The organism is Tateyamaria sp. syn59, assembly GCF_007995245.1.
Classification (GTDB): Bacteria; Pseudomonadota; Alphaproteobacteria; order Rhodobacterales; family Rhodobacteraceae; genus Tateyamaria.
The window spans coordinates 40487-65175 of record NZ_VCBA01000005.1 but is presented as its reverse complement, the minus strand read 5'-3'; the positions used below and the strand labels follow the sequence as shown (position 1 = coordinate 65175).

Sequence of the window (24689 nt, the reverse complement as noted above, 5' to 3'; positions counted from 1 at the left end):
GTGGGATTGTCCATGCGCTGCGACGTCGCTACCGTTTCGGGCAACAGGTCGGAGGTCAGGTATGCAGGACTGGTTGGGCAAGAGCGCTGCGGATTTGGGCCGCGCCATTGGGGCGGGTGAGGTGAATCCGGTTGATCTGGCCGAGGCGTTTTTCGAGCGGATTGAAGGGCATGCGTTGCGGGATCGCGTCTATGCCCGGTTGACCAAGGATCGGGCGATGGCCGAGGCGCGCGCTGCGTCTGAACGGGCGAAGGCGGGGCGGCGCCTGTCCGTTCTGGATGGGGTGCCGATTAGTTGGAAGGATCTGTTCGATACGGCTGGTGATGGCACGGAGGCCGGGTCAAAGCTGCTGACCGGTCGTGTGCCTGATCGGGATGCGGTAGTGGTGCAGAATGCGACGGCGGCGGGACTGGTGTGCCTGGGCAAGACCCATATGAGTGAGCTGGCATTTTCGGGACTGGGGTACAATCCGTCGACTGCAACGCCGCCATGTGTGAATGACGCGGATGCTGTTCCGGGTGGGTCCTCTTCGGGCGCGGCGGCATCGGTGGCCTTTGGATTGGCGCCTGCGGCCATCGGGTCGGATACTGGTGGGTCTGTGCGTATTCCTTCGGCCTGGAACGATTTGGTTGGCTTGAAAACGACCCATGGGCGGCTGTCGTTGGAAGGGTGCGTGCCGCTGTCGTTGAAGTTTGATACCGTGGGGCCTTTGACCCGGACCGTTGAGGATGCGGCGCTGCTGATGGCGGCGATGGAAGGGCGCGTCTCCGGTGATTTGCGCGGCGCGTCGCTGAAGGGGCGGCGGTTTGCGGTGCTGAAAACGGTCGTGCTGGATGACATCCGGGATGCGCCGCGGGCGGCCTTTGACAGCGCCGTTGAGCGGCTGTGTGCCGCCGGTGCGGTGGTGGAGCCGTTGGAGGTGCCGGAACTTGAAGAGGCGATGGCGCAGGCCGGGCCGCTGATGCCGGGTGAGGTTTATGGCTTGTGGCGTGACGTGATCGAGGCGGAGCCGGAGGCGATGTATGCCGAGATTTTGCAGCGGTTCCGGTTGGGTAAGGAGTTCAGCGCGCCGGACTACAATGCGGCTTGGGCCAAGTTGGACGCGGTGCGGCAGGCCTGGGATATGGCCGTGGCGCCCTACGACGCGGTGCTGGCGCCATCCGCGCCGATTTTGCCGCCGAACCTGGATCGGTTGAACAGTGACAGTGAGTACTACAAAACCGAGAACCTGCTGGCCCTGCGCAATACAAGGGTGGGCAATTTGATGGGGATTTGTGCGTTGACCCTCCCCACCGGTGTGCCGAGTTGCGGAATTATGCTGATGGGATTTCGGGACGGGGAAGAGGCGCTGTTGCGCCTGGGCGCAGCGGCGGAAGAGGCGTTGAGCTGATCCGAAGGACGCCTGGCGGCGACACGATTTATTTTTGCTGACGAGGGGCGCTGCCCCTCGATCTCCCCATGGTATTTACGGTCAGAAGAAGAGTTAATTGGCGGAATTGCCACAAGTTGGTCGTTTGGCCGGGTTTCTCTGGACGGGGGAGTCGCGGTTGGGGTATCCTTGGTCCAAACGGGGCGCAAATGATCCCGAACCTGAGGCAGTTTGATGAAGTTTCCCGAGCGGTTTTCGAACCTTCCGGCTTATGCGTTTCCGCGTCTGCGCGCGTTGCTCGACCATCTCGAGCCGGGCGGCGATGTGGTGCATATGACCATTGGTGAGCCGAAACATGCCTTTCCAGCGTGGGTCACGGATGTGATCACGGAGCACGCCGCCGGGTTCAACAACTACCCGCCGAATGAAGGGTTGCCGGAACTGAGGCAGGCGTTTTGTGACTGGCTGGGCCGCCGCTATGGCGTGGCGATGGATGCTGATGACAATGTGATGCCGCTGAACGGGACACGCGAGGGGTTGTACAATGCCGGCATGGCGCTTTGCCCCGAGGTGAAGAATGGGCAACAGCCGATCGTGCTGATGCCAAACCCGTTTTACCAAGTTTACATGCTGGCCGCGATTTCGGCGGGAGCTGAGCCTGTGTTGGTGCCCGCGACGGCTGAGACGGGGCATTTGCCTGACTATGCGTCGGTCGATCCGGCGATTTTGAACCGGACGGTGGCCTGTTACATGTGTTCACCCGCGAACCCGCAGGGGGCTGTGGCGGGCAAGGACTATTGGCAGGATTTGATCGCGCTGGCAGAGCGGTATGATTTCCAGGTCTTTGCCGATGAGTGCTATTCCGAGATTTATCGCGATGTGCCGCCCATGGGTGTGTTGGAGTGCATCGGTGATGCGGATCCCGAACGGGTTGTGGCCTTTCACTCGCTGTCGAAGCGGTCGAACCTTCCGGGCTTGCGCTCGGGGTTCATTGTCGGTGGTCCTGCGACGATCCGCGAGGCCAAGCAGTTGCGGACCTATGCGGGCACGCCCTTGCCCACGCCCTTGCAGCACGCGGCGGCGGCGGTTTGGGCGGATGAGGAACACGTCATCCAGAACCGGGCGCAGTATCACGAGAAATACGAGATGGCCGACCGTATTCTGGGCCACGTGCCGGGGTATATGTCGCCGGAGGCCGGGTTCTTTTTGTGGCTGCCGGTAGGTGACGGCGAAGCTGCGGCGCTGAAGCTGTGGACAGAAACCGGCGTGCGGGTGCTGCCGGGCGCCTATCTGGCGCGAGAGATCGACGGGATGAACCCCGGACATGAGTTTATCAGGGCCGCACTGGTGGCCCCAAAGGCAGAGACGGAGCGGGGTCTGACGGCCATTCGCGACGTGCTTTACGCCACATAAGAAAAGACGAGGCGAGCATGGCATATCAGACACGGCGGGATCCGCTTTTTGATCAGGGGATGCAGGTGGCGCTTGAAAAGCGTGGCCGCGAGTTGGTGGGCATCGGCCTGTTGATCGCGGGCCTGATGGCGGCGGCGATGATGCTGAGCTACAGCCCCGATGATCCGAACTGGATGGCTTCGACCGACGCGCCGGTGCAGAACTGGCTGGGTCGGACCGGTGCATCCATTGCCGCGCCGCTGTTCATGATCGGGGGCTGGGGTGTGTTTGGCATCGCCATTGTGCTGATGGCCTGGGGTGTCCGCTTTGGCCTGCATCTTGGGACCGAACGGGCACTGGGTCGTCTGATCTTTGCCCCCATCGCGATTGCGTTTGGGTCGATCTATGCCGCGACGCTGCAGCCGGGCGACGTGTGGCTGTCGACGCATGGGTTCGGTCTGGGCGGGCTCTTTGGTGATACTGTTATGGCCTTTATCCTGACTGTGCTGCCTCTTGCGTCGAGCTTTGCCGTCAAGTTGATGTCGCTGCTGATGGGTATTGGCATTGTTGTGTTCGGTGCCTTCGTGCTGGGCTTTACCCGGTTTGAGATTGCGCGGCTGGCGCGGTTCATGCTGGTTGGGCTGGTGATGGCCTATGCGCTGCTGATGACCGTCTTGGGGCGCAGTGCGAGCGGGGCCGTTCAGGCGGCGCGCAGCATGCAGGAGCGTCAGGCGCTGCGTCGTGCCGCACGCGAGGCGGAGGCGGCCGAAGCTGAGGCGTATGCCGCGGCCGTGCCGGATGTGCAGGGCTATGACTATAACGACGAGTACGACGCGCCTGCGCGGCAGAGCCTGCTGTCGCGGATGCCGACGTTGATCAAGAGGTCAGAGCCGGTGCCGGATGAGATGCCGGAGCAGGAGTTGATCGAGACCTATAGCGATGTGGATGTGGGCGAGGGGCCCGGTGATGCACGGATCAAGTCGAAGATCGCGGATGTGATCAAGGCGCGGGTGCGGTCGAACCCCGCGCTGCAGGCCGAAAGCGTGGCACCACTGACCAAAGGACGGGGCCGAGGACCGGATCCGCTGGTTCTGAACACTGCGTCGCAACATGCTTTACCGCCTGAGCCGCCCCTGACCGGGCCCGCGGTTGTGCGGGCTGAGCCGCCTTTGACGGCGGCCCATGCGCCGGTTGATGATTATATGCCCGTCGTTGACGAGGCGCCCGAGCAGCTGGATGTGCCGATGTCCGAGCCGGTGCCATCTGCACCCGTCATTCCCGTGGCCGAGCCGCGCCAGATCGTGCAACAGCCTACGCGCAAGGCCGTGCAGCCCAGCACCCGCGCCCAGCTTGAAGCGCAGCCGAAGCTGAAATTCGAGGACACGCATCCGGGTTTCGAACTGCCGCCTCTCAACCTCCTGGAAAGCCCCAGTGCGGTGCAGCGCCATCATCTGAGCGATGAGGCGTTGGAGGAGAACGCGCGGATGCTGGAAAATGTGCTGGATGACTACGGTGTGAAGGGCGAGATCGTTTCGGTCCGCCCGGGCCCTGTCGTCACCATGTACGAATTGGAGCCTGCGCCTGGTTTGAAAGCGAGCCGTGTCATTGGGTTGGCCGATGATATTGCCCGGTCCATGGCGGCCCTGTCGGCACGTGTGTCAACCGTGCCAGGCCGGTCGGTGATCGGGATCGAACTGCCGAATGAGAACCGGGAAAAAGTTGTGCTGCGCGAGATCCTCGCCAGCCGGGATTTTGGCGATGGCAATCAGAAGCTGCCGCTGGCTTTGGGCAAGGACATTGGGGGCGACCCGGTCGTGGCGAACCTGGCCAAGATGCCCCACCTGCTGATCGCGGGGACCACCGGTTCCGGTAAGTCGGTGGCGATCAACACGATGATCCTGTCGCTGCTTTACAAGCTGACGCCCGAGGAGTGTCGGTTGATCATGATCGACCCGAAGATGCTGGAACTTAGTGTCTATGACGGCATCCCGCACCTGCTCTCCCCCGTTGTGACCGATCCGAAGAAGGCGGTTGTCGCCTTGAAATGGGTCGTGGGCGAGATGGAAGAGCGCTATCGCAAGATGTCCAAGATGGGCGTGCGCAATATCGACGGCTACAATGGCCGGGTGAAAGAGGCGCTGGCCAAAGACGAGATGTTCACACGCACCGTTCAGACCGGATTTGATGACGAGACGGGTGAACCCGTATTCGAGACCGAGGAATTCGCGCCCGAGGCGATGCCCTACATCGTGGTCATCGTGGATGAGATGGCCGACCTGATGATGGTTGCGGGCAAGGAGATTGAGGCGTGCATTCAGCGTCTGGCGCAGATGGCGCGGGCGTCGGGGATCCACCTGATCATGGCGACGCAGCGGCCCTCGGTTGATGTGATCACCGGCACGATCAAAGCGAACTTCCCGACGCGAATTTCCTTCCAGGTGACCTCGAAAATCGACTCGCGCACCATTCTGGGTGAGATGGGGGCCGAACAGCTCCTAGGCATGGGTGACATGCTGTACATGGCGGGCGGGGCGAAGATCACCCGTTGCCATGGCCCGTTCGTGAGCGACGAAGAGGTCGAAGAGATCGTGAACCACCTCAAGGCCTTTGGCGCGCCGGATTACGTGTCGGGCGTTGTTGATGGGCCGGATGAGGACAAGGAAAGCAACATCGATGCTGTTCTGGGCCTCGGGGGCAACACAGATGGCGAAGATGCGCTTTATGATCAGGCGGTGGCCATTGTGATCAAGGACCGCAAGTGTTCGACATCCTACATCCAGCGGAAACTGGCCATTGGCTACAACAAAGCCGCGCGGTTGGTGGAGCAGATGGAGGACGAGGGCGTCGTGTCGTCGGCCAACCACGTGGGCAAGCGCGAGATCCTCGTGCCCGAACAGTGATCGGCGGGAACCGCCCGCCGTCACAAAGGGTTGATATCGCATAACACACGGTCGCGGCCTATATCTGGGTCAAGACCAGACCATGAAAGGTGAGCGGTATGACCCTTTGGACCCGGATGGCGGCTGTGGCCATTGCAGTTGTGACGGCACAGGCCGCGTGGGCGGACAAGCTGCCGCTGAATACGATTTCGAGCTATTTGAATGACCTGCAGACGGCACAGGGTACGTTCACGCAAATTAATGATGACGGCAGCGTGGACACCGGCAACATCTACATCAAGCGACCGGGTCGGATGCGGTTTGAATACAATCCACCGAACGAGTCGCTGCTCGTAGCGAGTGCCAACGCGGTCTTCATCGTTGATTCAAAATCGAACCAAGCGCCAGAGACCTATCCATTGCGTCGTACGCCGCTGTCGCTGATCTTGGCACGGAACGTGAACTTGGGTCAGGCGAACATGGTGGTCGGTCATGACTTCGACGGCACGGCCACCATCGTGACGGCGCAGGATCCGGAGCACCCGGAATATGGCAACATCCAGATGAAGTTCACTGGCAACCCGGTGCAGTTGCGCCAGTGGGTTGTGAATGACAGCGGTGGTGGTCAGACGACAGTTGTCTTGGGTGAGTTGCAAACAGGCGGCACGCTTTCAAACCGCCTGTTTGATCAACCGAAACGCTCGCGGGACTAGCGCTTAGCAGGACCGAAGCTGCGCCGCGTACATGGCCGAACGTTGGTCCACCTCGCCTGCGACACGCATCAACCAAGCTTTGTTGCGATAAGACCCGCGGGAATAGCCCGTGCGCCCCTCGTGATAGGCCAGATATTGGTTGCGCGTGTCGGTCAGCGGAATGCCCAGACGGCGGTTCGTTTCGGCCATATACCAGCCCATAAAGTCCGTGGCGTCGCGGATGCGATCCCTGCGGGCGCGGCGGTTTCCGGTCTGATCCAGGTATTCGCCCCATGTGCCATCCAGGGCCTGGCTGTAGCCAAAGGCGCTGGAAATGCGGCCTGTCGGGATCACGCCCGCCGCATAGCGGTAGGGTGGTCGCGCATCCGAAATGAATTTGCTTTCCTGATAGATCGTCGCCATCTGGACATGCACAGGCACGCCATACTTGCGCTCAACCGCCCGAAAGGCGCGAAGGTATTGGGGGCGCTCGCTGACAATGGAACAGGCGTTGTCCAGCCGGTTGGGGGCCGTACCCGACCCGCCACCACAGCTGGCAGCCAAAAGAACCAATGCCAAAGCGCGAAAGAGTCTGCTCATCTGCCTCACTCGCTTTTTTATGTTTTTTCGCAGTTTAGCGGATTTTGGCGCCTGTGGAAATCACGATTTGTCACAGCACAAGGGCGAGGATCAGGGGCAGGGCCGCCACCGACATCAGTGTCGAAGCCACGACCAGTCCCGCAACCTTGTCCGATTGCGCGCCGTATTTCTCGGCTAGAAGGTAGGATGTGACAGCGACGGGTGTGGCGACCTGTAGAACCAGCACGCCAAAGGCAACTGGATCGAGGGTGAAAAATTGGCCGACACCCCAGGCAATCCCTGTGCACAGCAGCAATTTAAGCCCTGAAAGGGCGGCCGCGTGCAGCAGCCCTTTGGCCGAAAGGCGCGCCACGGCGACGCCAAGGGTGATCAACATCATGGGGATCGCCATCTGGCCCACGAGGTCCAGCGCGTTTGTCAGGAAGGTCGGCGTTTCCCAGCCCTGCCATAAGAACAGCGCGCCCAAAATCGTGCCCCAGACCAAGGGTTCGCGCAAAACCTTGCCGAAGGAGCCCGCTCCGGCGACGAGCCAGATGCCGAAGGTGTAGGACCACAGCGCCATGATCGCAAAAACGATGATGGCGTAGCTAAGCCCGATGTCGCCAAACGCGAAAAGCGCCAGCGGCAGGCCAAGGTTGCCCGTGTTGCCAAAGATCAGCGGTGCCCCGTAGGTCGACATATCGAGCCGCATAAGGCGCACCAATGCGAGGATCACCAGCGTCACCGCGCCATAGGCCACCACCGATGCCATGGAAAGCGCGGCCAGCGCGCCCGGGTCGATTTCGGTCTGCATTAGCGACACGAAGATCAGGCAGGGCAGTGACAGCGTCATGGCCAGCTGCGTGACAAACTGGATACGGTATTCGAACCCTGCCTTCACCCATGCAAAACCAATACCGGCCAACATGAACACTGGGGCAACGATCTGCACGACTGTTAAGGCAAGGTTCACAGACTGTTTCCAGCGATTTTGTGCTCAATTATTGGACAAGTATCCCTTGCACCGTGTAGTCACGGACGTTAGGGGGCGCAACGCTATGCTGAGAACACGCGCTAAATATCATTTGGGCCAAGTGGTCCGCCACAAAAAGCATCCGTTTCGCGGCGTGATTTTTGATGTCGACCCCGAATTTGCCAATACCGAAGAGTGGTACGAGGCGATTCCCGAAGACAGCCGCCCGAAAAAGGCGCAGCCGTTCTATCACCTGTTGGCTGAAAACGACCAAAGCTACTACGTGGCCTATGTGTCCGAGCAGAACCTTGTCGCTGACTATTCTGGTGAGCCCGTGGACCACCCGGACATTCCGGATCTTTTCGGCCCGTTCGAAGACGGCGCTTATCCCCTGCATTTTCAGTTGAACTGACGTGCGGGGCGGAGGATGCCTCCGTCTTACACGTGTCGTCAGTATCCTAGGGCACAGCCATCCTTGCGCGGGTCGCTGGCCCCCTCCAGCACGCCGTCGTCGCGGATCATGATGGCTTGCGCGCCGCCGATGGCCGTGTCGGGGATGCTGACCGCGTGACCCATATCTGCCAATTCCGCGCGCACCTGGTCTGAGTACCCGCGCTCGACCTTCATGTCGCCGGCGTCTGAGAAGGCGCGTGGCGCGTCTATGGCGCTTTGGGGATCGAGCCCGAAATCGGTGAGGTTCGACACGAACCGCGCGTGCCCATTGGGTTGGTACGCGCCGCCCATAACGCCGAAGGGCATAAACGGCTTGCCGTCCTTGGCCAGCATCCCCGGAATGATCGTGTGCATGGGCCGCTTGCCGCCCTTAAGCTCGTTCGGGTGCCCTTCTTCCAGTGTGAAACCCGCGCCGCGGTTTTGGAACAGGATGCCGAACTTGTCGGTGGCGATGCCGGAGCCAAAGCCGTGGAAGATGGAATAGATCAGCGAAACGGCCATGCCGTCGCGGTCGACGACGGTGATGTAGATCGTATCCTTATGCACTTGCTCGCTGATGGTTGTGGCATTGGGCATGGCCCGTTTCGGGTCGATCAGGGCGGCGAGTTGTGCGGCGGTTTCGGGGGCCATCATGTGGTCCAGCCTTGTGGTATAGTCGGCGTCCGCCAGAAACCGGTTGCGGGCGTCATAGGCCAGCTTGGCCGCTTCGGCTTCGATATGCGTACGCTCGGTGCCCCAGGGGTCCATGCCTGCGATGTCGAAATGCTTGAGAATATTCAGCATCAGGTTGGCTGTTGCACCGTGGCCGTTTGGCGGATGCTCGACCAGGTCGATGTCCTTGTAGCTGCTGCGGATCGGCGTTGTGTCGGTGCAGGCGGTCGCGGCGAAATCCTCTGCCGTATGTTTGCCCCCGGCGGCAGCCAGTGCGGCCTGCATGTCTTCAGCCACTTCGCCAGTGTAAAATCCGTCGCGCCCGTCCTTGGCAACGCGACGCAGAACCTCCGCCTGGCCGGGGGCATTGAAGATCTGCCCTTTGGTCGGCGCCGCACCGTTGATCAGGAAGGCGTGGCGCGCAGCGCCTTTCAGAACGGTTTGGTCCTTGGCCCAGTCGAAGGCGACGCGTGGGGCAATGGGTATTCCGGCATCTGCGTAGTGGATCGCGGGGGCAAGCAGGCGGTCGATGCCAAGGCTGCCGACGCGGTCTGCAAGCGTGCAAAACGCGTCGATTGCCCCGGGGATCGTCACCGCATCTGCGCTGTAGGTGGGAACCGTCGCGTGTCCGGCGGCACGCAGATCGGCTGCATCCAGCGCAGCTGGAGCACGACCGGACCCGTTGAGGCCATGGATCTGGCCATCCGGTGTCGACCACAGCACAAAGCAATCGCCGCCGATGCCAGTCATCTGCGGCTCGCAAATGCCCAGAAGCACGGCGCCCGCAATTGCGGCATCCATGGCATTGCCGCCGGATTTCAGGATGTCGATTGCGGTTTGCGCGGCCAGGGGATGCGACGTGGCGCACATGCCCGAAGTGGCGAGGACCGGTGAGCGGCCTGGCAGGTGAAAATCTCGCATGATGGGTCCCCAAAAGTCATCTTGTCCGCCGCAAGGTAAAGTGTGGAGGGACAGTGTCTACTTGAATTTGGGAGAGGAAGTTCCTCGGTGCTGCGCACTGGGTGGGGGCAATTACACGCAGCACCGAGGGAAGCTAATGCAGCTACAGGTTTGTGTATGCCGTCAGATTCGGGCGGGAATGTGGTGGTTCAGCGTCCGTTTTGCGGAATTGACGGCGGTGTGACAGTCACCGCGTCAGGCCAGCGCCACGGCAAGCCGCAGGCGCAACCGGTTTTGCGCATCGTGCCGTTTGTAGGTGACGTCCTTCGCCAGATCCTTGATCAGAAACCAGCCAAACCCGCCCTCGGGCATGTCGCAAAGATCGACCTCAATATCCGCCGCCGTGCCAACGGGTGTTTGACCGTCGGGCATGGCGCGCCCCGAATCAATGACGGTCAGATGCAGGCCATCGGCGTGGTGCGCGCAGGTGATATCAATGGCGCCAGCTGCATCGGTTTCAGGATAGGCATGTTCGACGATATTGTTGAGCGCTTCTGCCATCACCAATTCGACCGTTCCCGCCTCTTCCACATCCAGCGCGAGGGGTTTCAACCCATCCAGCAGTTCCGCCAACGCTTGCCGAACAGCAAGCCGCCCACTGACGACAGAGATGTGAAAGGCTGGCAAAAAAGTTGTACGGGTCATCGAATGCGCCTTCATCTGGAGCGACACGATCAGTGCTTCAACTCGGTGAGCGCGCCGTCGAGCGTTGCGAACACCGGGAACACGCTGTCCATACGGGTCAGGCGAAACACCTTTTCCACTGTCGGCGTGAGCCCGGCGAGCGCCAGTTTGCGCGACTGGCCCATTTGCTTCATCGCTGCCACGATGGCCCCAAGGCCGCTGGAGTCGATGAACTGCACCTCGCTCAGGTCCAGGACAACAGTGTCGTTTTCATTGTCCGTTGCGGTGCGCATCGCCTCTTTGAACTCGATGGCAACGGCTGCGTCGATGCGGCTGTCGTGTACTGACACCACTTGCAGGCTGTCCTGCGATCGGCTTCGAAGATCCATGCACGCCCTCTTGCAATTCTCTGGTTACATTGTCTGTCTAGGAGCCAATCCTTACTATTCGGTTGCCACCATCTGAGCGGAGAGACAGAGCCATGAAACCAGTCGTGATTGCCGGAGCGGCGCGCACACCGATGGGCGGATTTCAGGGTGCTCTTTCGGACATGTCCGCCTCAGCGCTGGGCGGGATCGCGATCAAGGCAGCACTTGATGGTGCGGGCACCTCAAGCGTGGACGAGGTGCTGATGGGGTGCGTCCTACCGGCGGGTCAGGGCCAGGCCCCTGCGCGCCAGGCGGGTTTTGCCGCGGGTCTGGGCGAGGATGTGCCCGCCACGACCCTGAACAAGATGTGTGGTTCGGGAATGAAGGCGGCGATGATGGCCTTTGATCAGATTGCGCTTGGCCATGCCGACACCATGGTGGCTGGCGGGATGGAGAGCATGTCCAACGCCCCTTACATGCTGCCCAAGATGCGCGGTGGTGCGCGGCTGGGGCACGGGCAGGTGGTCGACCACATGTTCCTCGATGGCCTTGAAGACGCCTATGACAAGGGGCGACTGATGGGCACTTTTGCCGAAGATTGCGCCGAGACCTTTCAGTTCACGCGCGATGTGCAGGACGCATTTGCACTGACGTCTCTTAGCCGAGCGCAGTCGGCTATTGAAACCGGTGCCTTTGACGGCGAAGTGACCGCAGTTGAGGTCAAGACCCGCCGGGGCAGCACCATGGTAGACGCCGATGAACAACCAGGCACAGCGCGCCCGGATAAAATCCCGCATCTGAAACCCGCCTTTCGCGATGGCGGCACGGTGACGGCGGCCAATTCATCTTCGATTTCGGATGGCGCGGCCGCCCTGGTACTTGCCTCGGAAGATGCTGCGAATGCGCAGAGCCTGACCGTTCGCGCGCGCATACTGGGTCACGCCAGCCACGCGCAGGCGCCCGGTCTTTTTACCACGGCACCCGTGCCCGCCGCACAGAAGCTGCTGGACCGCCTTGGCTGGTCAAAAGACGACGTAGACCTGTGGGAAGTGAATGAGGCGTTCGCCGTCGTCCCGCTCGCCTTCATGCGAGAAATGGGGCTGAGCCATTACGTGGTGAACGTCAATGGCGGCGCCTGTGCACTTGGCCATCCGATCGGCGCCTCTGGCGCGCGCATCATGGTCACGCTACTGAACGCGCTTGAGAAACGGAACCTGAAGCGGGGCATAGCCGCGATCTGTATCGGTGGCGGCGAAGGAACCGCCATCGCGATTGAGCGGCCCTAGGGCTTCTTCTGACCAGAAATACCACGGGGTCTGGGGCAGAGCCCCAGTCCAGACGGATGCTTGAGGAACGACCGGTGCCAGACTACGCCACACTTACCAAAACAATCCAAAGCCTGACCGAAGGCGAGGACGATCCTGTCGCCTTGATGGCGACGGTCACATGCGAGGTTCACCACAGCGATGACCGGTTCGATTGGACCGGTTTCTATCGTGTGACGGGTCCGCAAATGCTGAAGATCGGCCCGTATCAGGGTGGACATGGCTGTTTGCAGATCCCGTTTTCGCGCGGCGTCTGCGGTGCGGCGGCGCGCACGGGCGAAGTACAGCTTGTCGCGGATGTCGATGCCTTTCCCGGACATATCGCTTGCGCGAGTTCTACCCGCTCCGAACTGGTCCTGCCGGTTAAAAATGCCGCGGGCGATCTGATCGCCGTGTTCGATATCGACAGCGATCAGCCCGATGCCTTTTCTTGGGGCGATGCAGATGCGCTGAGCGAGATTCTCAGGGATGTTTTCATGCGTCCGTGAAAATCTAGCTTGATTTTTCATCTAGCTTGCCCTTACGTGAAATTCGGAAAGGGAATTTCACGCGCATGCTGCAATCTGATCCGAACATTGCTCCCAGCCTTGGTGCCGACTTGCGCGCCCTGCGCAAAGCGCGCGGTCTGACGCTGCAGGACATGGCAAACGCGCTTGGCCGGTCCGTTGGTTGGATCAGCCAGGTGGAACGCGACCTGTCCGAGCCGTCCATCACAGATTTGCGGCATATCGCGGTTCAACTGGACATTGCTGTATCCACGCTTTTCCGCCGGGGCGCGGCACCGGCCCGAGAAGAGGGGTATGTCGTGCGCAGTGGTGCGCGTCGTCCCATCGGCTCGCGTACGGCCGGGCTGGTCGAAGAATTGCTGTCCCCTGACCTGACCGATGATTTCGAGATGGTGCATTCGACATTCGAGCCGCATAGCGAGATCGTCGAAGCGGTCACCCGACCCACTCAGGAGGTTGGCTACCTCATTTCCGGCCGTTTGGAGTTGGAGATTGCAGGCCAGACCTTTGCCATCGCGCCCGGCGACAGCTTCCGTATTCGGGGCGAGCCGTTTCGCTGGAAAAACCCCTATGACGCACCCGCAGTGGCGATCTGGGTCATTGCGCCGCCGGTCTACTGATGTCGGTTGAGGGGTGGATCATATTCGCTCTTTTCTGGGTGGTTTTCGTCACCACACCCGGTCCTAACGCCGTCAACTGTATCACCAACGGTATGACCTTGGGTTTCCGTCGGTCGGTGCCGGGCATTCTGGCGATCCTGACGCAGGCGACGCTGTTCCTGATCTTGTCAGCGGCGGGGATTACGGCGCTGATTGCGGCCTCGCCCACCTTGTTCTTTGCGGCTCAGCTGATCGGCGCGGGATTTCTGATCTATTTGGGCGTGCGCGGTTGGTTGATGGCGCGAGTGCCGCCCAGGGTGTCTGCCCAAACTGGTCAGTCAATCTATCTGCGGGCCTTTGCCATAGCGACGATCAATCCCAAGAGTGTAGCCGGATATCTTGCTGCCTTTTCGCAATTCGTGCAGCCGGATGTGCCGGTCTGGGATCAAATGTGGCTGATCATGCCCACGGCTCTAACGATCACCGCGCTCAGCTACTCGGGATACACCGCGCTGGGCGCAGGGATCGGGCGCGCAGCGCTGGGCCCCGTGTTCAATGTGTGGGTGCGGCGGGTCATGTCCGTTTGCTTCGTGATCTATGGCGTGCTGCTGGGCGCGACATCGACGCCGGGGAGGGCCTGAGATGATGTCAGGAAGCTGCCTGTGCGGCGGTGTTACCTACACCTTGACGGGCGCGTTGAGAAATTCGGTGGCCTGCCATTGTGAACAGTGCCGCAAGACCAGCGGCCACTATGTCTCCGCGACGCAGGTTGGGCCGGATCAGCTCGACATCACATCCGACGAAACGCTGGTCTGGTACCAATCTTCACCCAAGGCACAGCGCGGGTTTTGCAGCCGCTGCGGGTCGTCCTTGTTCTGGCGGCACGACGATGACGGTGGCGCGGTGTCGGTCATGTCCGGCACCTTGGACGGCAAGACCGGAATAAAAACCGAAAAGCACATCTTTGTCGCCGACAAGGGCGACTATTACGACATCGCGGACGGGCGTCCGCAATACGACCACTAGGGAGCTACGAACATGTCAGACTTTCCAACAACGGCCCGCGTGGTCATCATCGGTGGCGGCGCTGTCGGCACCTCGGCCCTGTATCATCTGGCCAAGGCGGGCTGGACAGATTGCGTGCTGCTGGAAAAGAACGAGTTGACGGCAGGCTCCACCTGGCACGCGGCCGGCAACTGCCCCAACTTCTCGTCCTCCTGGGCGGTCATGAATATGCAGCGCTACGGGCTCGAGATGTACCGGACCCTAGCCGATGACGTCGACTACCCCATGAACTACCACGTCACGGGCGCGCTTCGTCTGGCGCATTCCAAAGAGCGGCTGCAGGAGTTCGAACGGGTCGCGGGCATGGGCCGTTATCAGGGCCTTGAGATGCAGATGTGCACGCCTGCCGAGCTGAAAGAGTTCAACCCGTTCATGGAAACCCATGATCTGGCCGGTGGTCTTTGGGACCCCCTTGATGGTGACATCGACCCGGCCCAGCTGACCCAAGCCATGGCCAAAGGGGCGCGGGATGCCGGTGGTCGCATCGAACGCTTCTGTCCCGTGATCGGCATCGACCGCGACGGCGACGAGTGGATCGTGAAGACAGAAAAGGGCGACATCCGCGCCGAGTACGTCGCCAATTGCGCAGGCTACTACGCGCAGCGCGTGGGCGAGATGTTCAAACCCTTCGGTGGCCGGACCGTGCCCATGGTGGTCATGTCGCACCAATACTTCCTGACCGAAGAGATCCCCGAGCTGGCCGAATGGACCAAGGAAACGGGCCACAAGATGCCGATGATCCGCGACGTGGATATCAGCTATTACCTGCGTCAGGATAAGAACGGCCTGAACCTCGGCCCATACGAGCGGAACTGCAAGGCGCACTGGGTCACGCCCGATGATCCGATGCCCGAAGACTTCAGCTTCCAACTCTACCCTGACGATCTGGAGCGGCTCGAATTCTACATCGAGGATGCGATGGAACGTGTGCCCGCCCTCGGCACCGCTGGTGTGGGCCGCAACATCAACGGCCCCATCCCATACGCGCCCGACGGGTTGCCGATGATCGGCCCCATGCCCGGTGTCAAAAATGCGTTCGAGGCGCATTCCTTTACCTTCGGCATTGCCCAAGGCGGTGGTGCAGGCAAGGTGCTGTCCGAATGGATCATGCACGGCGAGACCGAGTGGGACATGTGGGCCGTCGATCCGCGCCGCTATACCGACTATGCCGACCACGACTACAGCCTCAAGAAAGCGCTCGAAACCTACGGCCATGAATATGCGATGCATTTCCCGCATCACGAATGGCCTGCCGGGCGGGACAAGAAACTGTCGCCCAACGACGCGCGGCTCAAGGCCGATGGTGCGCAGATGGGTGCCTACAACGGCTGGGAGCGGGCCAATTGGTTCGCCAAGGACGGTGATGATGTTTCTGAGGAATCGACGCAGACCTGGAACCGCTCTGGCCCGTGGGAAATCCGGATCAAGGAAGAGGTTGAGGCCGTCCGTGATGGCGTCGGTGTCATCGATATGTGCGGCTTCTCGCGCTACTCGCTGAAAGGCGAAGGCGCGGCAGAATTCCTGCGCACCCAGATCACGGGTGCACTGCCCAAGGCGGGGCGGATGAACCTGTCCTACTTCGCCGACAGCCGGGGCCGTATCCTGACTGAAGTGTCGGTGATCCGTCATGGCGAGGACGACTTCACCATCATGACGGCTGCTGTCGCGCAGTGGCACGACTTTGAATTGCTTGCCTCGCGCGCGCCTGAGGGGGTCGAGGTCAAGGATCTGTCCAAAGAGGTCACCACCATGCTGGTGACCGGACCAAAGTCGCGCGATCTTTTCGCCGGTATCTCGGATGCGGACCTTTCGCTTGGCTGGCTGACACACCAATCCGCGACAGTGGCTGGCGTGCCGGTTGTCATGGCCCGCGTGTCCTTCGTGGGCGAGTTGGGTTGGGAGGTGCACGCACCGACCGATCAGGCGGCGACAGTCTATGACGCCATCCGCGATGCCGGTGCCACGCCGTTCGGCATGTACGCGCTGAACTCCATGCGGGTCGAAAAGGGCTACCGGACTTGGAAGGGTGACCTGTCGACCGACTACACCATGTTCGAAGGTGGGCTCGACCGGTTCGTCAAGCTGGACAAGCCGCAGGACTTCCCGGGCAAGGCCGCGTTGCAGAACGAAAAGCAGCAGGGATCGAAGAAACGGTTCGTCACCATGCTGGTGGACGCAGGCGAGCAGGACGCGCCTTACATGTCGACGATCTGGAGCGGAGATAAGGTCGTGGGCGAGACAACCTCGGGCGCATGGGGGCACCGTATCAACGCCTCCGTCGCGTTGGGTGTCGTGCGGACCGACCTGTCGTCGCCGGGCACAACACTAGAGGTCGAGATGTTTGGCAAGCGCTATCCCGCGACTGTGCAACCAGATCAGCCCCTGTGGGATCCAGAGAACGAACGGCTGCGCGCGTAGCCGTTTTCTGACCCAGAAAACGGACCGGAAACCGCGTCGGTTTCCGGTGCCTTTCGAGAAAGAGCGATGGCAGAGATCACACTCCTTGACGGTGGTATGGGACAGGAACTGGTGCACCGCGCCGGGGACAAACCCACGCCGCTGTGGTCAACACAGATCATGCTGGATCACCCCGGCCTGGTCACGGCCGTGCACAAGGATTTCTTTGCCGCCGGTGCCACGATTGCCACGACAAACAGTTATGCGATCCACCACGACCGCCTGACGGGAACGCCGGTCGAAGGGGCGTTTTCGGCCCTCCATCAAAGCGCGCTTTACGAAGCACGGACGGCGCGGCGAGAGCATGGGTCCGGCCAAATCGCCGGGGCCATCGGGCCGCTGCGCGCCAGCTACCGACCAGACCTGCACCCAGCGTCCGAAGAGGCGGTGGCGCTCTTTGCCGAGGTGGCAGAGTTGCTTGCACCCGCCTGCGATCTCTTGATCTGTGAAACCGTCGCATCCCTCGATCATGCGCAGGATATTCTGGCGGCCAGCGTGCCGATGGGCTTGCCCGTATGGCTGGCCATGACCGTGGACGATGCCGATGGCTCAAAACTGCGCTCGGGAGAGCCCGTCGCCGACGCCGTCCCGATTGCCGAAGACGGTGGTGCCAGCGCTATTTTGATCAACTGCTCTACACCCGAAGCGATCCAGCCTGCGTTGGATGCACTGAAGGGAACCAAGCTGCCCATCGGCGCCTATGCCAACGGCTTCGAACAGATCACCGAAGGCTTCCTTGACGACAAACCCACGGTCGACAGCCTGACCTTGCGCCGCGACTTCACGCCTGAACTCTACGCCGACCAAGTTATGGAATGGGTCGCCTCTGGCGCCACCATCGTCGGCGGCTGTTGCGAAGTCAGCCCCGCACATATTGCCGAAATCGCCCGCCGTCTGAAGGCTGCGGGTCACACCATCATCTGAGGATACGCCATGCCTGACCTTCCCTCCCACGCCAGCGTCGTCATCATTGGCGGCGGTGTCATTGGATGTTCCGTTGCCTACCACCTGACCAAGCTGGGGTGGAAAGATGTGGTCTTGCTGGAGCGCAAGCAACTGACCTGCGGCACGACTTGGCACGCCGCTGGCCTGATCGCTCAGCTTCGGGCAACCGCCAACATGACCAAACTGGCGCGGTATAGCCAAGAGCTCTACGGCGATCTGGAAGCGGAAACCGGGGTCGCTACAGGCTTCAAGCGCGTGGGCTCTATCACGGCTGCGCTGACCGAAGAGCGCCTCGAAGAACTGCGCCGCCAGGCAGGCATGGCGCGCGCCTTTGGTGTAGAGGTGGAAGAGATTTCACCGACCGAGGTCAAGGCCCGCTACGAACATCTGAACATCGAAGATGTGACCGGCGGCGTGTACCTGCCCCTCGACGGACAAGGCGACCCGGCCAACATCGCACTGGCCTTGGCCAAGGGTGCGCGGCAGCGTGGCGCCAAGGTGCAGGAACGTGTCGCTGTCAGCAATATCGTGCGCGAGGGCCGCAAAGTCACTGGCGTCGACTGGCAGGGCGAGGATGGCACCAACGGTCATATCGCCTGCGACATGATCGTGAACTGCGCAGGCATGTGGGGCCGCGAAGTCGGCAAGATGGCGGGCGTGAACGTGCCGCTGCAGGCTTGCGAGCACTTCTACATCGTGACCGAGGCCATTCAGGGCCTGCAACAACTGCCCGTGCTGCGCATCCCGGACGAGTGCGCGTACTACAAGGAAGACGCGGGCAAAATGCTGCTGGGTGCCTTCGAGCCGAACGCCAAGCCATGGGCGTTGAACGGCATCCCAAAAGACTTTGAATTCGACCAACTGCCCGAGGATTTCGACCACTTCGAACCGATCCTCGAAGCGGCGGTGAACCGGATGCCGATGCTGGCCGAGGCGGGGATCCACACCTTCTTCAACGGACCGGAATCCTTTACGCCCGACGACGCCTACCACCTCGGTCTCGCGCCTGAGATGGACAATGTCTGGGTCGCATGCGGCTTCAACTCCATCGGCATCCAGTCGGCGGGCGGCGCGGGCATGGCGCTGGCGCAGTGGATGGAAGACGGCGATAAGCCGTTCGATCTGGGCGACGTGGACATCAGCCGGATGCAGCCGTTCCAGGGCAATAAAACCTACCTGGCCGAACGCTCGACCGAGACGCTGGGCCTGCTCTACGCTGACCACTTCCCCTACCGCCAAAAGGCGACGGCCCGTGGTGTGCGCCGTAGCCCGTTCCACAATCACCTGATCCAACATGGTGCCGTGATGGGCGAGTTCGCAGGCTGGGAACGCGCCAACTGGATTGCGCGGAACGGTCAGGAACCGGCCTATGAATACTCGTGGAAGCGGCAGAACTTCTTCGGCAACGTTGCCGACGAACACAAGGCCATCCGCGAGAACGTGGGCATGTACGACATGTCCTCCTTCGGCAAGATCCGGGTCGAGGGGCGCGATGCCGAGGCGTTCATGAACTATGTGGGCGGCGGCAACTATACGGTGCCGGTGGGCAAGATCGTCTATACCCAGTTCCTGAACAACCGCGGCGGGATCGAGGCGGACGTGACCGTCACACGCCTGTCAGAAACCGCCTATCTGGTCGTGACCCCAGCGGCGACGCGCCTTGCTGACCAGACCTGGATGCAGCGCCATGTCGGTGACTTCAACGTTGTCATTACCGACGTCACCGCAGGCGAAGGCGTGTTGGCTGTGATGGGGCCAAATGCCCGTAAACTCTTGCAAATGGTCAGCCCGGCGAACTTCTCGAACGACGTGAATCCGTTTGGTACCGCGCAAGAGATCGAGATCGGTATGGGCCTCGCCCGTGTGCACCGCGTCACTTACGTGGGTGAGCTTGGGTGGGAGGTCTACGTCTCCTCAGACATGGCCGGTCACGTGTTTGAAACGCTGTACGAGGCCGGTCAGGATCTGGGCATGTCGCTTTGCGGAATGCACATGATGGACACTTGCCGGATCGAAAAGGGCTTCCGCCATTTCGGGCACGACATCACCTGCGAAGATCACGTGCTGGAGGCGGGCCTTGGCTTTGCGGTCAAGAAGGACAAGCCGTCCTTCATCGGGCGTGACGCGGTGCTGCGCAAGCGGGACGAGGGGCTGGAGAACCGCCTGCTTCAATTTAAGCTGACCGATCCCGAGCCGTTGCTCTATCACAACGAACCGATTGTGCGGAATGGTGACATCGTGGGCTATCTGAGTTCGGGTGCGTATGGTCACCATCTGGGTGCTGCGATGGGTCTCGGTTATGTGCCGTGCAAGGGCGAGACGGCGGCTGAGGTTCTCGAGTCCACCTTCGAGATCGACGTCGCAGGCACACGGGTCTTGGCAGAGGTGTCTCTGAAGCCGATGTATGATGCGAAATCCGAGCGCGTGAAGGCGTGACGCGGGTCTGAAGCGATGCTAGGGGTGGACCGGAAAGGACCACCCCCATGACACAACCATCCGGTGACACGCCCCAAGGGCTCGGCTTTGCCGTATCTGCCTATTTTCTTTGGGGTTTCCTGCCGCTCTACATGAAGCTGTTGGACCATTTGGGTCCGGCGGAAGTGGTCGCGCATCGGATCATTTGGTCGGTCCCGATTGCAGCGGTTTTGCTGATCATGTTGCGGCGCACGGGCGACCTGATGGCTGCGCTGCGCAACCCGCGCATGTTGGCGATGGGATGTGTCACCGCCGCGCTGATCACCTTGAACTGGGGTATCTACGTGTGGGCCATCATGAGTGGTCATGCGTTCGATGCAGCGCTTGGGTACTATATCAACCCCTTGTTTTCAGTGGCTTTGGGCGCGGTTTTACTGCGCGAGCGGTTGACCGGTGCGCAGCTGGTGGCCATCGGTTTGGCGGCCTGTGCCGTGGTGGTTCTGACCGTTTCGGCAGGCGTGGTGCCGTGGGCTGCGCTGGGGCTGACGGTGACGTGGGGGCTTTATGCTTTGGCAAAGAAACAGCTTCCCATTGGGCCGAACCAAGGGTTTTTGCTTGAGGTTCTGATCCTGCTGATCCCGGCGTTAGCCTATGTCGGATGGCTCGCAAGCACGGGGCAGGGGCAGTTTCTGGTGGGTGATGCTAGCACCGACTGGCTGCTGCTGGGCTGCGGTGCGGTGACCGCTATCCCGTTGATCTTATATGCAAACGGGGCCAAAGGGCTGCAGCTCACGACCATCGCGATCCTTCAATACATCGCTCCGACGATGATTTTCCTGTGTGCTGTCGTGGTGTTCAAGGAGCCATTTGGTCAGGCGCGGATGATTGCGTTTCCGATGATCTGGACGGCGCTGGTGATCTATTCCGTGTCGATGGTGCGGCAGATGCGGGCGACGGCTTAGGACCCTTCGAACCACTCTTTGGCAAGCGCGGTCCAGCCGCGCGGCATGCCGTGCCCGCCATCGTGTTCGCAGAATTTTATGGCGCCATTTGAACAGCTTGCGTTCCAGTCGCGGCAGCGGAATTGGTTGCCGATCTCGATGGTATCGGGGTGTGTGCGGCACTGGTTGGCGGAGCGGGCGAGGGCGAGGCTGTCCCACAAGCTGCCTTGGTGCCAGTCGCGGATCGTGCGGCCTTCGAACGGGACTTGGTTGTCGGCGAAACCGTGAATTTGAAGGAAGCGGACGGGGGCGTTTGGGCAGTCTGTGGTGTCGTTGGGTTCGCGCAGGGCTCCGGCGATTGAAACGTAGGCGGCGAAGGCGTCCGCCTCTTTGCAGGCCATGAGCCAAGCCATTGATCCGCCTGCGGAAAAGCCTGCGACATAGATGCGGTTCGGGTCGACGTTGGCCTTGGTTTTGGCGTCTTTGACGACGTCCATGACAAAGGATATGTCGTCGCGTGCGCTGCCGTCGCGGCCGGGCCAGAAGCGGGTTTGCCGACCGGGGATTTGTTGGCCATTCGGGGCGATAACGACGTAGCCTGCGTCGGCGAATTCGGACTTGATGCCGCCGCGAAAAATCATCTGTCCGGTGGCGTTATGTCCATGAAAAAACACGAGAACTGGCGCTGGGTCGGTGCCGTTTCTGCCGTCAATCATGTGGTAGGTGCCACCGTTGATTTCGCAGGCGGCGTCGGGACCGCATTGGGCAAAGGCAAGGGCGGGGAGGGCGAGTAGGAGGGCAGCTAAGTATTTCATATTGTTGGGAGATCACGGATCAGCGATTCAGACAATCGCTGTGTTCGTGCCTCTCTTAAACGTGACAGGGGTTGTCATTGGGCTGCGCATTTGTCAGGCGGGCGGGATGGATGATGTCTATGCCCCGCCGAACGAACCTTTGGACATTCTGCATGATGATGCGGAGGTGCTGGTAGTGGGCAAACCGTCGGGCCTGTTGAGCGTTCCGGGCAAGGGGGAACACCTGTCGGATTGCCTGATTGCGCGGGTGCAGGCCGTGTGGCCGCAGGCGCTTTTGGTGCACCGGCTGGACCGGGACACGAGCGGGGTGATGGTGTTTGGTTTGACGCCCCATGCGCAGCGGTTTCTGTCGAAGCAGTTTGAGCTGCGGGCGGCGAAAAAAACATATGTGGCAAGGGTTTGGGGGCGGATGACGCCCAAGACGGGGCGGGTAGATCTGCCCCTGATCGTGGACTGGCCGAACCGACCCAAGCAGCATGTGGACCATGAGAATGGCAAGTCCGCGGTGACCGATTGGCGGGTGCTGCGCGACACCGAAACAGAGAGCAGGGTGCGGTTGATGCCGCAGACCGGGCGGAGCCATCAGTTGCGGGTCCATATGATGGAATTAGGGCATCCGATCCTGGGTGATCCGTTCTATGCGGAGGGGCCTGCGCGGGCGTTTGAGCGGTTGATGCTGCATTCGGAGGAGTTGCGGATCAAGCATCCGGATTCGGGCAAGATGATGCGGTTTCGGTCGGCGGCACCTTTTTGAATTTCGGGGCACCGTGCGGTGGGGTTAATGCGGCGTGCGGTGGTTCGTGGTGGGTGAAACTGCGAACTTTCGGGCGGAAACTGCGTGTTTTTGAGGGTCTGAAAGACGCTGTTTCGGGGCGTTTTCGCGAAACTGCGAAGTCTGTCGGGGAAAGTGCGTGTTTTGGGCGCGGGATTTCACGGCAGCCGTTAGGGAAGCGTTTACGTCTTCGTCCGCGTTAAGATGTGTTGAGAATTGGTTGATTTTGGGGGGTGTGGCGGGGTGAAACCCCGCCCTACGGCACTATGCCGTTTTTTGTTTTTGGGAGGTGGGCATAGGAGGGGGGCCAGCCCCCCGGCCCGTGGCCTCCCCCCGAGATATTTTTAGCCAGAAGAAAGGGTGGGCCTACTCTGCTGCCCAGCCGGAGACGGCTTTGACTTCGAGGAAGTCTTCGAGGCCCCAGACGCCGCCCTCGCGTCCGTTGCCGGACTGTTTCATGCCGCCGAAGGGGGATCCTGCGGCGCGGGAGGTGCCGTTCATTTCGACCATGCCGGAGCGGAGCGCCTGGGCCATACGGTTCAGTCGAGTACCGTCCTGCGTCTGGACGTAGTTGGTGAGGCCGTAGGGGGTGTCGTTGGCGATTTGAACCGCTTCTTCTTCCGTTTCGAACGGGATGATTGACAGGACGGGGCCGAAGATTTCCTCGCGGGCGATGGTCATGTCGTTGGTCACGTCTGCGAAGACGGTGGGGCGCACGTAGTAGCCTTTGTTAAAGCCGTCGGGGCGGCCTGTGCCCCCGGCGACGAGCTTGGCCCCTTCGTCGATACCTTTCTGGATGAGGTCCTGAATCTTGGTCCATTGGACTTCGTTCACGACAGGGCCGATATGGCGGCCTTCTTCGCTGGCGGGGCCGACGGTGACCTTGTTTGCGACGGCTGCGGCTTCTTCGACGGCGGCGTCGTATTTGCTGCGTTGGACCAGCATACGGGAGGGGGCGTTACAGGATTGGCCGGTGTTGTTCATCATGTGCAGTACGCCGCGTTTGACGGCCTTTTCGTCCGCGTCGTCAAAGATGACATTGGCCCCTTTGCCGCCCAGTTCGAGGTGGACGCGCTTGAGCGTTTCGGCGGCATTTTTGGAGATGAGCCGCCCTGCGCGGGATGAGCCGGTGAAGCTGACCATGTCCACGTCCGCGTGCCCCGACAGGACTGTGCCGACGCCGGGGCCGTCGCCGTTGACGAGGTTGAAGACGCCGGGGGGAAAGCCCGCCTCGTCCATCATCTCGGCAAAGATCATGGCGTTGAGGGGAGATTCTTCGCTTGGTTTGAGGACCATGGTGCAGCCTGCGATGGCCGCCGCGCCGACCTTGAGCGTGACCTGGTTCATGGGCCAGTTCCACGGGGTGATCAGAGCGGCGACGCCGACGGGTTCATGGATGATGCGGTCATTCGGGGCGTGGTCGCCCAGCGGTTTGATAAAGTCGAAGGACTTGGCGGCGCGGATGAAGTTTTTCAGGTGGTAGGTGCCTGCGCCGACCTGTTGGCTGCGCGCCATGTCGAGGGGCGCGCCCATTTCCGCGGACATGGCTTGGGCGAGGTCTTCGCCGCGGGTTTGGTAGATGTCGATCAGTTTTTCGACAAGCGCGATGCGCTGTTCCACCGGGGTGGCCATCCAGGCGGGGAAGGCGGCTTTTGCGGCGGAGATGGCGGCTTCGGCGTCTTTGCTCCCGCCGAGGGAAATGACTGCTGTCGGTTCCTCGGTCGAAGGGTCGATCACGTGGTGGTCGGTGCCGTCCTGCGGGGCGACCCATTGGCCGTTGATGTAGAAATCGCGTTTTTCGAGCATCTTGATCCTCCCTTGGTTTGGTTGGAATGTGGCACCTGCCCGGTCCCGCCACAAGACGGGGGATGAAAAGGCGGGGGCAATGGCCTAGGTTGGCGGTGACATT

Annotated in this window: 22 protein-coding genes; 15 read left to right on the top strand and 7 right to left on the bottom strand. The window is 61.2% G+C overall.

The window, feature by feature from the left end; translation table 11 throughout:
* Positions 1–61 precede the first annotated feature (61 nt).
* The 4 genes from FD715_RS10890 to FD715_RS10875 all read left to right on the top strand — a co-directional run bounded on the left by FD715_RS10890 (position 62) and on the right by FD715_RS10875 (position 6353).
* Positions 62–1390 carry an amidase gene (locus FD715_RS10890; RefSeq protein WP_147109488.1) on the top strand — a complete coding sequence of 443 codons (1329 nt, stop codon included), beginning with the start codon at positions 62–64 and terminating at the stop codon, positions 1388–1390.
* A 213-nt stretch (positions 1391–1603) separates the two neighbouring features.
* Complete coding sequence (locus FD715_RS10885) at positions 1604–2782, top strand: aminotransferase class I/II-fold pyridoxal phosphate-dependent enzyme (protein WP_147109486.1); 1179 nt, start codon at positions 1604–1606, stop codon at positions 2780–2782.
* Between the two features lie 17 nt (positions 2783–2799).
* Positions 2800–5661 (top strand): DNA translocase FtsK, encoded by a 2862-nt coding sequence (locus FD715_RS10880; RefSeq protein WP_147109484.1) that lies wholly within the window; start codon positions 2800–2802, stop codon positions 5659–5661.
* 98 nt (positions 5662–5759) lie between these two features.
* Positions 5760–6353: an outer membrane lipoprotein carrier protein LolA gene (locus FD715_RS10875; RefSeq protein WP_147109482.1), complete on the top strand. Its 594-nt coding sequence runs from the start codon at positions 5760–5762 to the stop codon at positions 6351–6353.
* Between the two features lie 3 nt (positions 6354–6356).
* Here the strand turns inward: FD715_RS10875 and FD715_RS10870 are convergent, their stop codons facing one another.
* Together FD715_RS10870 and FD715_RS10865 are read right to left on the bottom strand one after the other, a co-directional pair.
* Complete coding sequence (locus FD715_RS10870) at positions 6357–6932, bottom strand: lytic transglycosylase (RefSeq protein ID WP_147109481.1); 576 nt, start codon at positions 6930–6932, stop codon at positions 6357–6359.
* A gap of 70 nt (positions 6933–7002) precedes the next feature.
* Positions 7003–7884 carry an AEC family transporter gene (locus FD715_RS10865; protein ID WP_147109478.1) on the bottom strand — a complete coding sequence of 294 codons (882 nt, stop codon included), beginning with the start codon at positions 7882–7884 and terminating at the stop codon, positions 7003–7005.
* Between the two features lie 85 nt (positions 7885–7969).
* On the opposite strand from FD715_RS10865, the gene hspQ reads away from it, so the two are divergent.
* The gene (gene hspQ / locus FD715_RS10860) at positions 7970–8296 is read left to right on the top strand and encodes a heat shock protein HspQ (RefSeq protein WP_039685373.1); all 327 of its coding nucleotides are present in this window, start codon (positions 7970–7972) and stop codon (positions 8294–8296) included.
* Between the two features lie 38 nt (positions 8297–8334).
* On the opposite strand, the gene FD715_RS10855 is transcribed toward hspQ, so the two are convergent.
* The 3 genes from FD715_RS10855 to FD715_RS10845 form a co-directional block, all read right to left on the bottom strand.
* Positions 8335–9909: a gamma-glutamyltransferase family protein gene (locus FD715_RS10855; protein WP_147109476.1), complete on the bottom strand. Its 1575-nt coding sequence runs from the start codon at positions 9907–9909 to the stop codon at positions 8335–8337.
* Positions 9910–10143: 234 nt separating this feature from the next.
* Entirely contained in the window at positions 10144–10593 is a 450-nt protein-coding gene (locus FD715_RS10850; RefSeq protein WP_147109474.1) for an ATP-binding protein, read from the bottom strand.
* 29 nt (positions 10594–10622) lie between these two features.
* Positions 10623–10961, bottom strand: a complete 339-nt coding sequence (locus tag FD715_RS10845; RefSeq protein ID WP_147109472.1) for an STAS domain-containing protein — start codon at positions 10959–10961, stop codon at positions 10623–10625.
* Between the two features lie 92 nt (positions 10962–11053).
* Here FD715_RS10845 and FD715_RS10840 point away from each other — a divergent pair, with 92 nt between their 5' ends.
* From FD715_RS10840 to rarD, 9 genes are all read left to right on the top strand, one after another.
* Positions 11054–12226 (top strand): acetyl-CoA C-acyltransferase, encoded by a 1173-nt coding sequence (locus FD715_RS10840; RefSeq protein ID WP_147109469.1) that lies wholly within the window; start codon positions 11054–11056, stop codon positions 12224–12226.
* Between the two features lie 74 nt (positions 12227–12300).
* The gene (locus FD715_RS10835) at positions 12301–12753 is read left to right on the top strand and encodes a GAF domain-containing protein (RefSeq protein WP_370455381.1); all 453 of its coding nucleotides are present in this window, start codon (positions 12301–12303) and stop codon (positions 12751–12753) included.
* Between the two features lie 65 nt (positions 12754–12818).
* A complete protein-coding gene (locus FD715_RS10830; RefSeq protein WP_147109462.1) occupies positions 12819–13391 on the top strand; it encodes a helix-turn-helix domain-containing protein in 573 nt (190 codons plus the stop codon).
* Positions 13391–14011 carry a LysE family translocator gene (locus FD715_RS10825; protein WP_147109459.1) on the top strand — a complete coding sequence of 207 codons (621 nt, stop codon included), beginning with the start codon at positions 13391–13393 and terminating at the stop codon, positions 14009–14011. The genes FD715_RS10830 and FD715_RS10825 overlap by 1 nt, the downstream gene beginning before the upstream one ends.
* A gap of 1 nt (position 14012) precedes the next feature.
* A complete protein-coding gene (locus FD715_RS10820) occupies positions 14013–14396 on the top strand; it encodes a GFA family protein (RefSeq protein ID WP_147109457.1) in 384 nt (127 codons plus the stop codon).
* Between the two features lie 12 nt (positions 14397–14408).
* Positions 14409–16853: an FAD-dependent oxidoreductase gene (locus tag FD715_RS10815; protein WP_147109454.1), complete on the top strand. Its 2445-nt coding sequence runs from the start codon at positions 14409–14411 to the stop codon at positions 16851–16853.
* A 66-nt stretch (positions 16854–16919) separates the two neighbouring features.
* Positions 16920–17816 (top strand): homocysteine S-methyltransferase family protein, encoded by an 897-nt coding sequence (locus FD715_RS10810; RefSeq protein WP_147109451.1) that lies wholly within the window; start codon positions 16920–16922, stop codon positions 17814–17816.
* Between the two features lie 9 nt (positions 17817–17825).
* Positions 17826–20273, top strand: a complete 2448-nt coding sequence (locus tag FD715_RS10805) for an FAD-dependent oxidoreductase (protein ID WP_147109448.1) — start codon at positions 17826–17828, stop codon at positions 20271–20273.
* Positions 20274–20320: 47 nt separating this feature from the next.
* Positions 20321–21214 (top strand): EamA family transporter RarD, encoded by an 894-nt coding sequence (gene rarD, locus FD715_RS10800; protein WP_147109445.1) that lies wholly within the window; start codon positions 20321–20323, stop codon positions 21212–21214.
* Here the strand turns inward: rarD and FD715_RS10795 are convergent.
* Positions 21211–22008, bottom strand: a complete 798-nt coding sequence (locus tag FD715_RS10795) for a PHB depolymerase family esterase (RefSeq protein ID WP_147109442.1) — start codon at positions 22006–22008, stop codon at positions 21211–21213. The genes rarD and FD715_RS10795 overlap by 4 nt on opposite strands.
* A 106-nt stretch (positions 22009–22114) precedes the next feature.
* On the opposite strand from FD715_RS10795, the gene FD715_RS10790 reads away from it, so the two are divergent.
* Positions 22115–22762 carry a pseudouridine synthase gene (locus FD715_RS10790; protein ID WP_147109439.1) on the top strand — a complete coding sequence of 216 codons (648 nt, stop codon included), beginning with the start codon at positions 22115–22117 and terminating at the stop codon, positions 22760–22762.
* 384 nt (positions 22763–23146) lie between these two features.
* Here FD715_RS10790 and FD715_RS10785 read toward each other — a convergent pair whose 3' ends face one another.
* On the bottom strand, positions 23147–24586 hold the full coding sequence (locus FD715_RS10785; RefSeq protein WP_147109436.1) for an aldehyde dehydrogenase family protein: 1440 nt from the start codon (positions 24584–24586) through the stop codon (positions 23147–23149).
* Between the last annotated feature and the right edge of the window lie 103 nt (positions 24587–24689).

What these genes read in the sequence shown, in the direction of transcription:
- FD715_RS10890 (WP_147109488.1), top strand. Translation starts at nt 62, where the DNA reads ATGCAGGACTGGTTGGGCAAGAGCGCTGCGGATTTGGGCCGCGCCATT.
- FD715_RS10885 (WP_147109486.1), top strand. Translation starts at nt 1,604, where the DNA reads ATGAAGTTTCCCGAGCGGTTTTCGAACCTTCCGGCTTATGCGTTTCCG.
- FD715_RS10880 (WP_147109484.1), top strand. Translation starts at nt 2,800, where the DNA reads ATGGCATATCAGACACGGCGGGATCCGCTTTTTGATCAGGGGATGCAG.
- FD715_RS10875 (WP_147109482.1), top strand. Translation starts at nt 5,760, where the DNA reads ATGACCCTTTGGACCCGGATGGCGGCTGTGGCCATTGCAGTTGTGACG.
- FD715_RS10870 (WP_147109481.1), bottom strand. Translation starts at nt 6,932, where the DNA reads ATGAGCAGACTCTTTCGCGCTTTGGCATTGGTTCTTTTGGCTGCCAGC.
- hspQ (WP_039685373.1), top strand. Translation starts at nt 7,970, where the DNA reads ATGCTGAGAACACGCGCTAAATATCATTTGGGCCAAGTGGTCCGCCAC.
- FD715_RS10855 (WP_147109476.1), bottom strand. Translation starts at nt 9,909, where the DNA reads ATGCGAGATTTTCACCTGCCAGGCCGCTCACCGGTCCTCGCCACTTCG.
- FD715_RS10850 (WP_147109474.1), bottom strand. Translation starts at nt 10,593, where the DNA reads ATGACCCGTACAACTTTTTTGCCAGCCTTTCACATCTCTGTCGTCAGT.
- FD715_RS10845 (WP_147109472.1), bottom strand. Translation starts at nt 10,961, where the DNA reads ATGGATCTTCGAAGCCGATCGCAGGACAGCCTGCAAGTGGTGTCAGTA.
- FD715_RS10840 (WP_147109469.1), top strand. Translation starts at nt 11,054, where the DNA reads ATGAAACCAGTCGTGATTGCCGGAGCGGCGCGCACACCGATGGGCGGA.
- FD715_RS10830 (WP_147109462.1), top strand. Translation starts at nt 12,819, where the DNA reads ATGCTGCAATCTGATCCGAACATTGCTCCCAGCCTTGGTGCCGACTTG.
- FD715_RS10825 (WP_147109459.1), top strand. Translation starts at nt 13,391, where the DNA reads ATGTCGGTTGAGGGGTGGATCATATTCGCTCTTTTCTGGGTGGTTTTC.
- FD715_RS10820 (WP_147109457.1), top strand. Translation starts at nt 14,013, where the DNA reads ATGATGTCAGGAAGCTGCCTGTGCGGCGGTGTTACCTACACCTTGACG.
- FD715_RS10815 (WP_147109454.1), top strand. Translation starts at nt 14,409, where the DNA reads ATGTCAGACTTTCCAACAACGGCCCGCGTGGTCATCATCGGTGGCGGC.
- FD715_RS10810 (WP_147109451.1), top strand. Translation starts at nt 16,920, where the DNA reads ATGGCAGAGATCACACTCCTTGACGGTGGTATGGGACAGGAACTGGTG.
- FD715_RS10805 (WP_147109448.1), top strand. Translation starts at nt 17,826, where the DNA reads ATGCCTGACCTTCCCTCCCACGCCAGCGTCGTCATCATTGGCGGCGGT.
- rarD (WP_147109445.1), top strand. Translation starts at nt 20,321, where the DNA reads ATGACACAACCATCCGGTGACACGCCCCAAGGGCTCGGCTTTGCCGTA.
- FD715_RS10795 (WP_147109442.1), bottom strand. Translation starts at nt 22,008, where the DNA reads ATGAAATACTTAGCTGCCCTCCTACTCGCCCTCCCCGCCCTTGCCTTT.
- FD715_RS10790 (WP_147109439.1), top strand. Translation starts at nt 22,115, where the DNA reads ATGGATGATGTCTATGCCCCGCCGAACGAACCTTTGGACATTCTGCAT.
- FD715_RS10785 (WP_147109436.1), bottom strand. Translation starts at nt 24,586, where the DNA reads ATGCTCGAAAAACGCGATTTCTACATCAACGGCCAATGGGTCGCCCCG.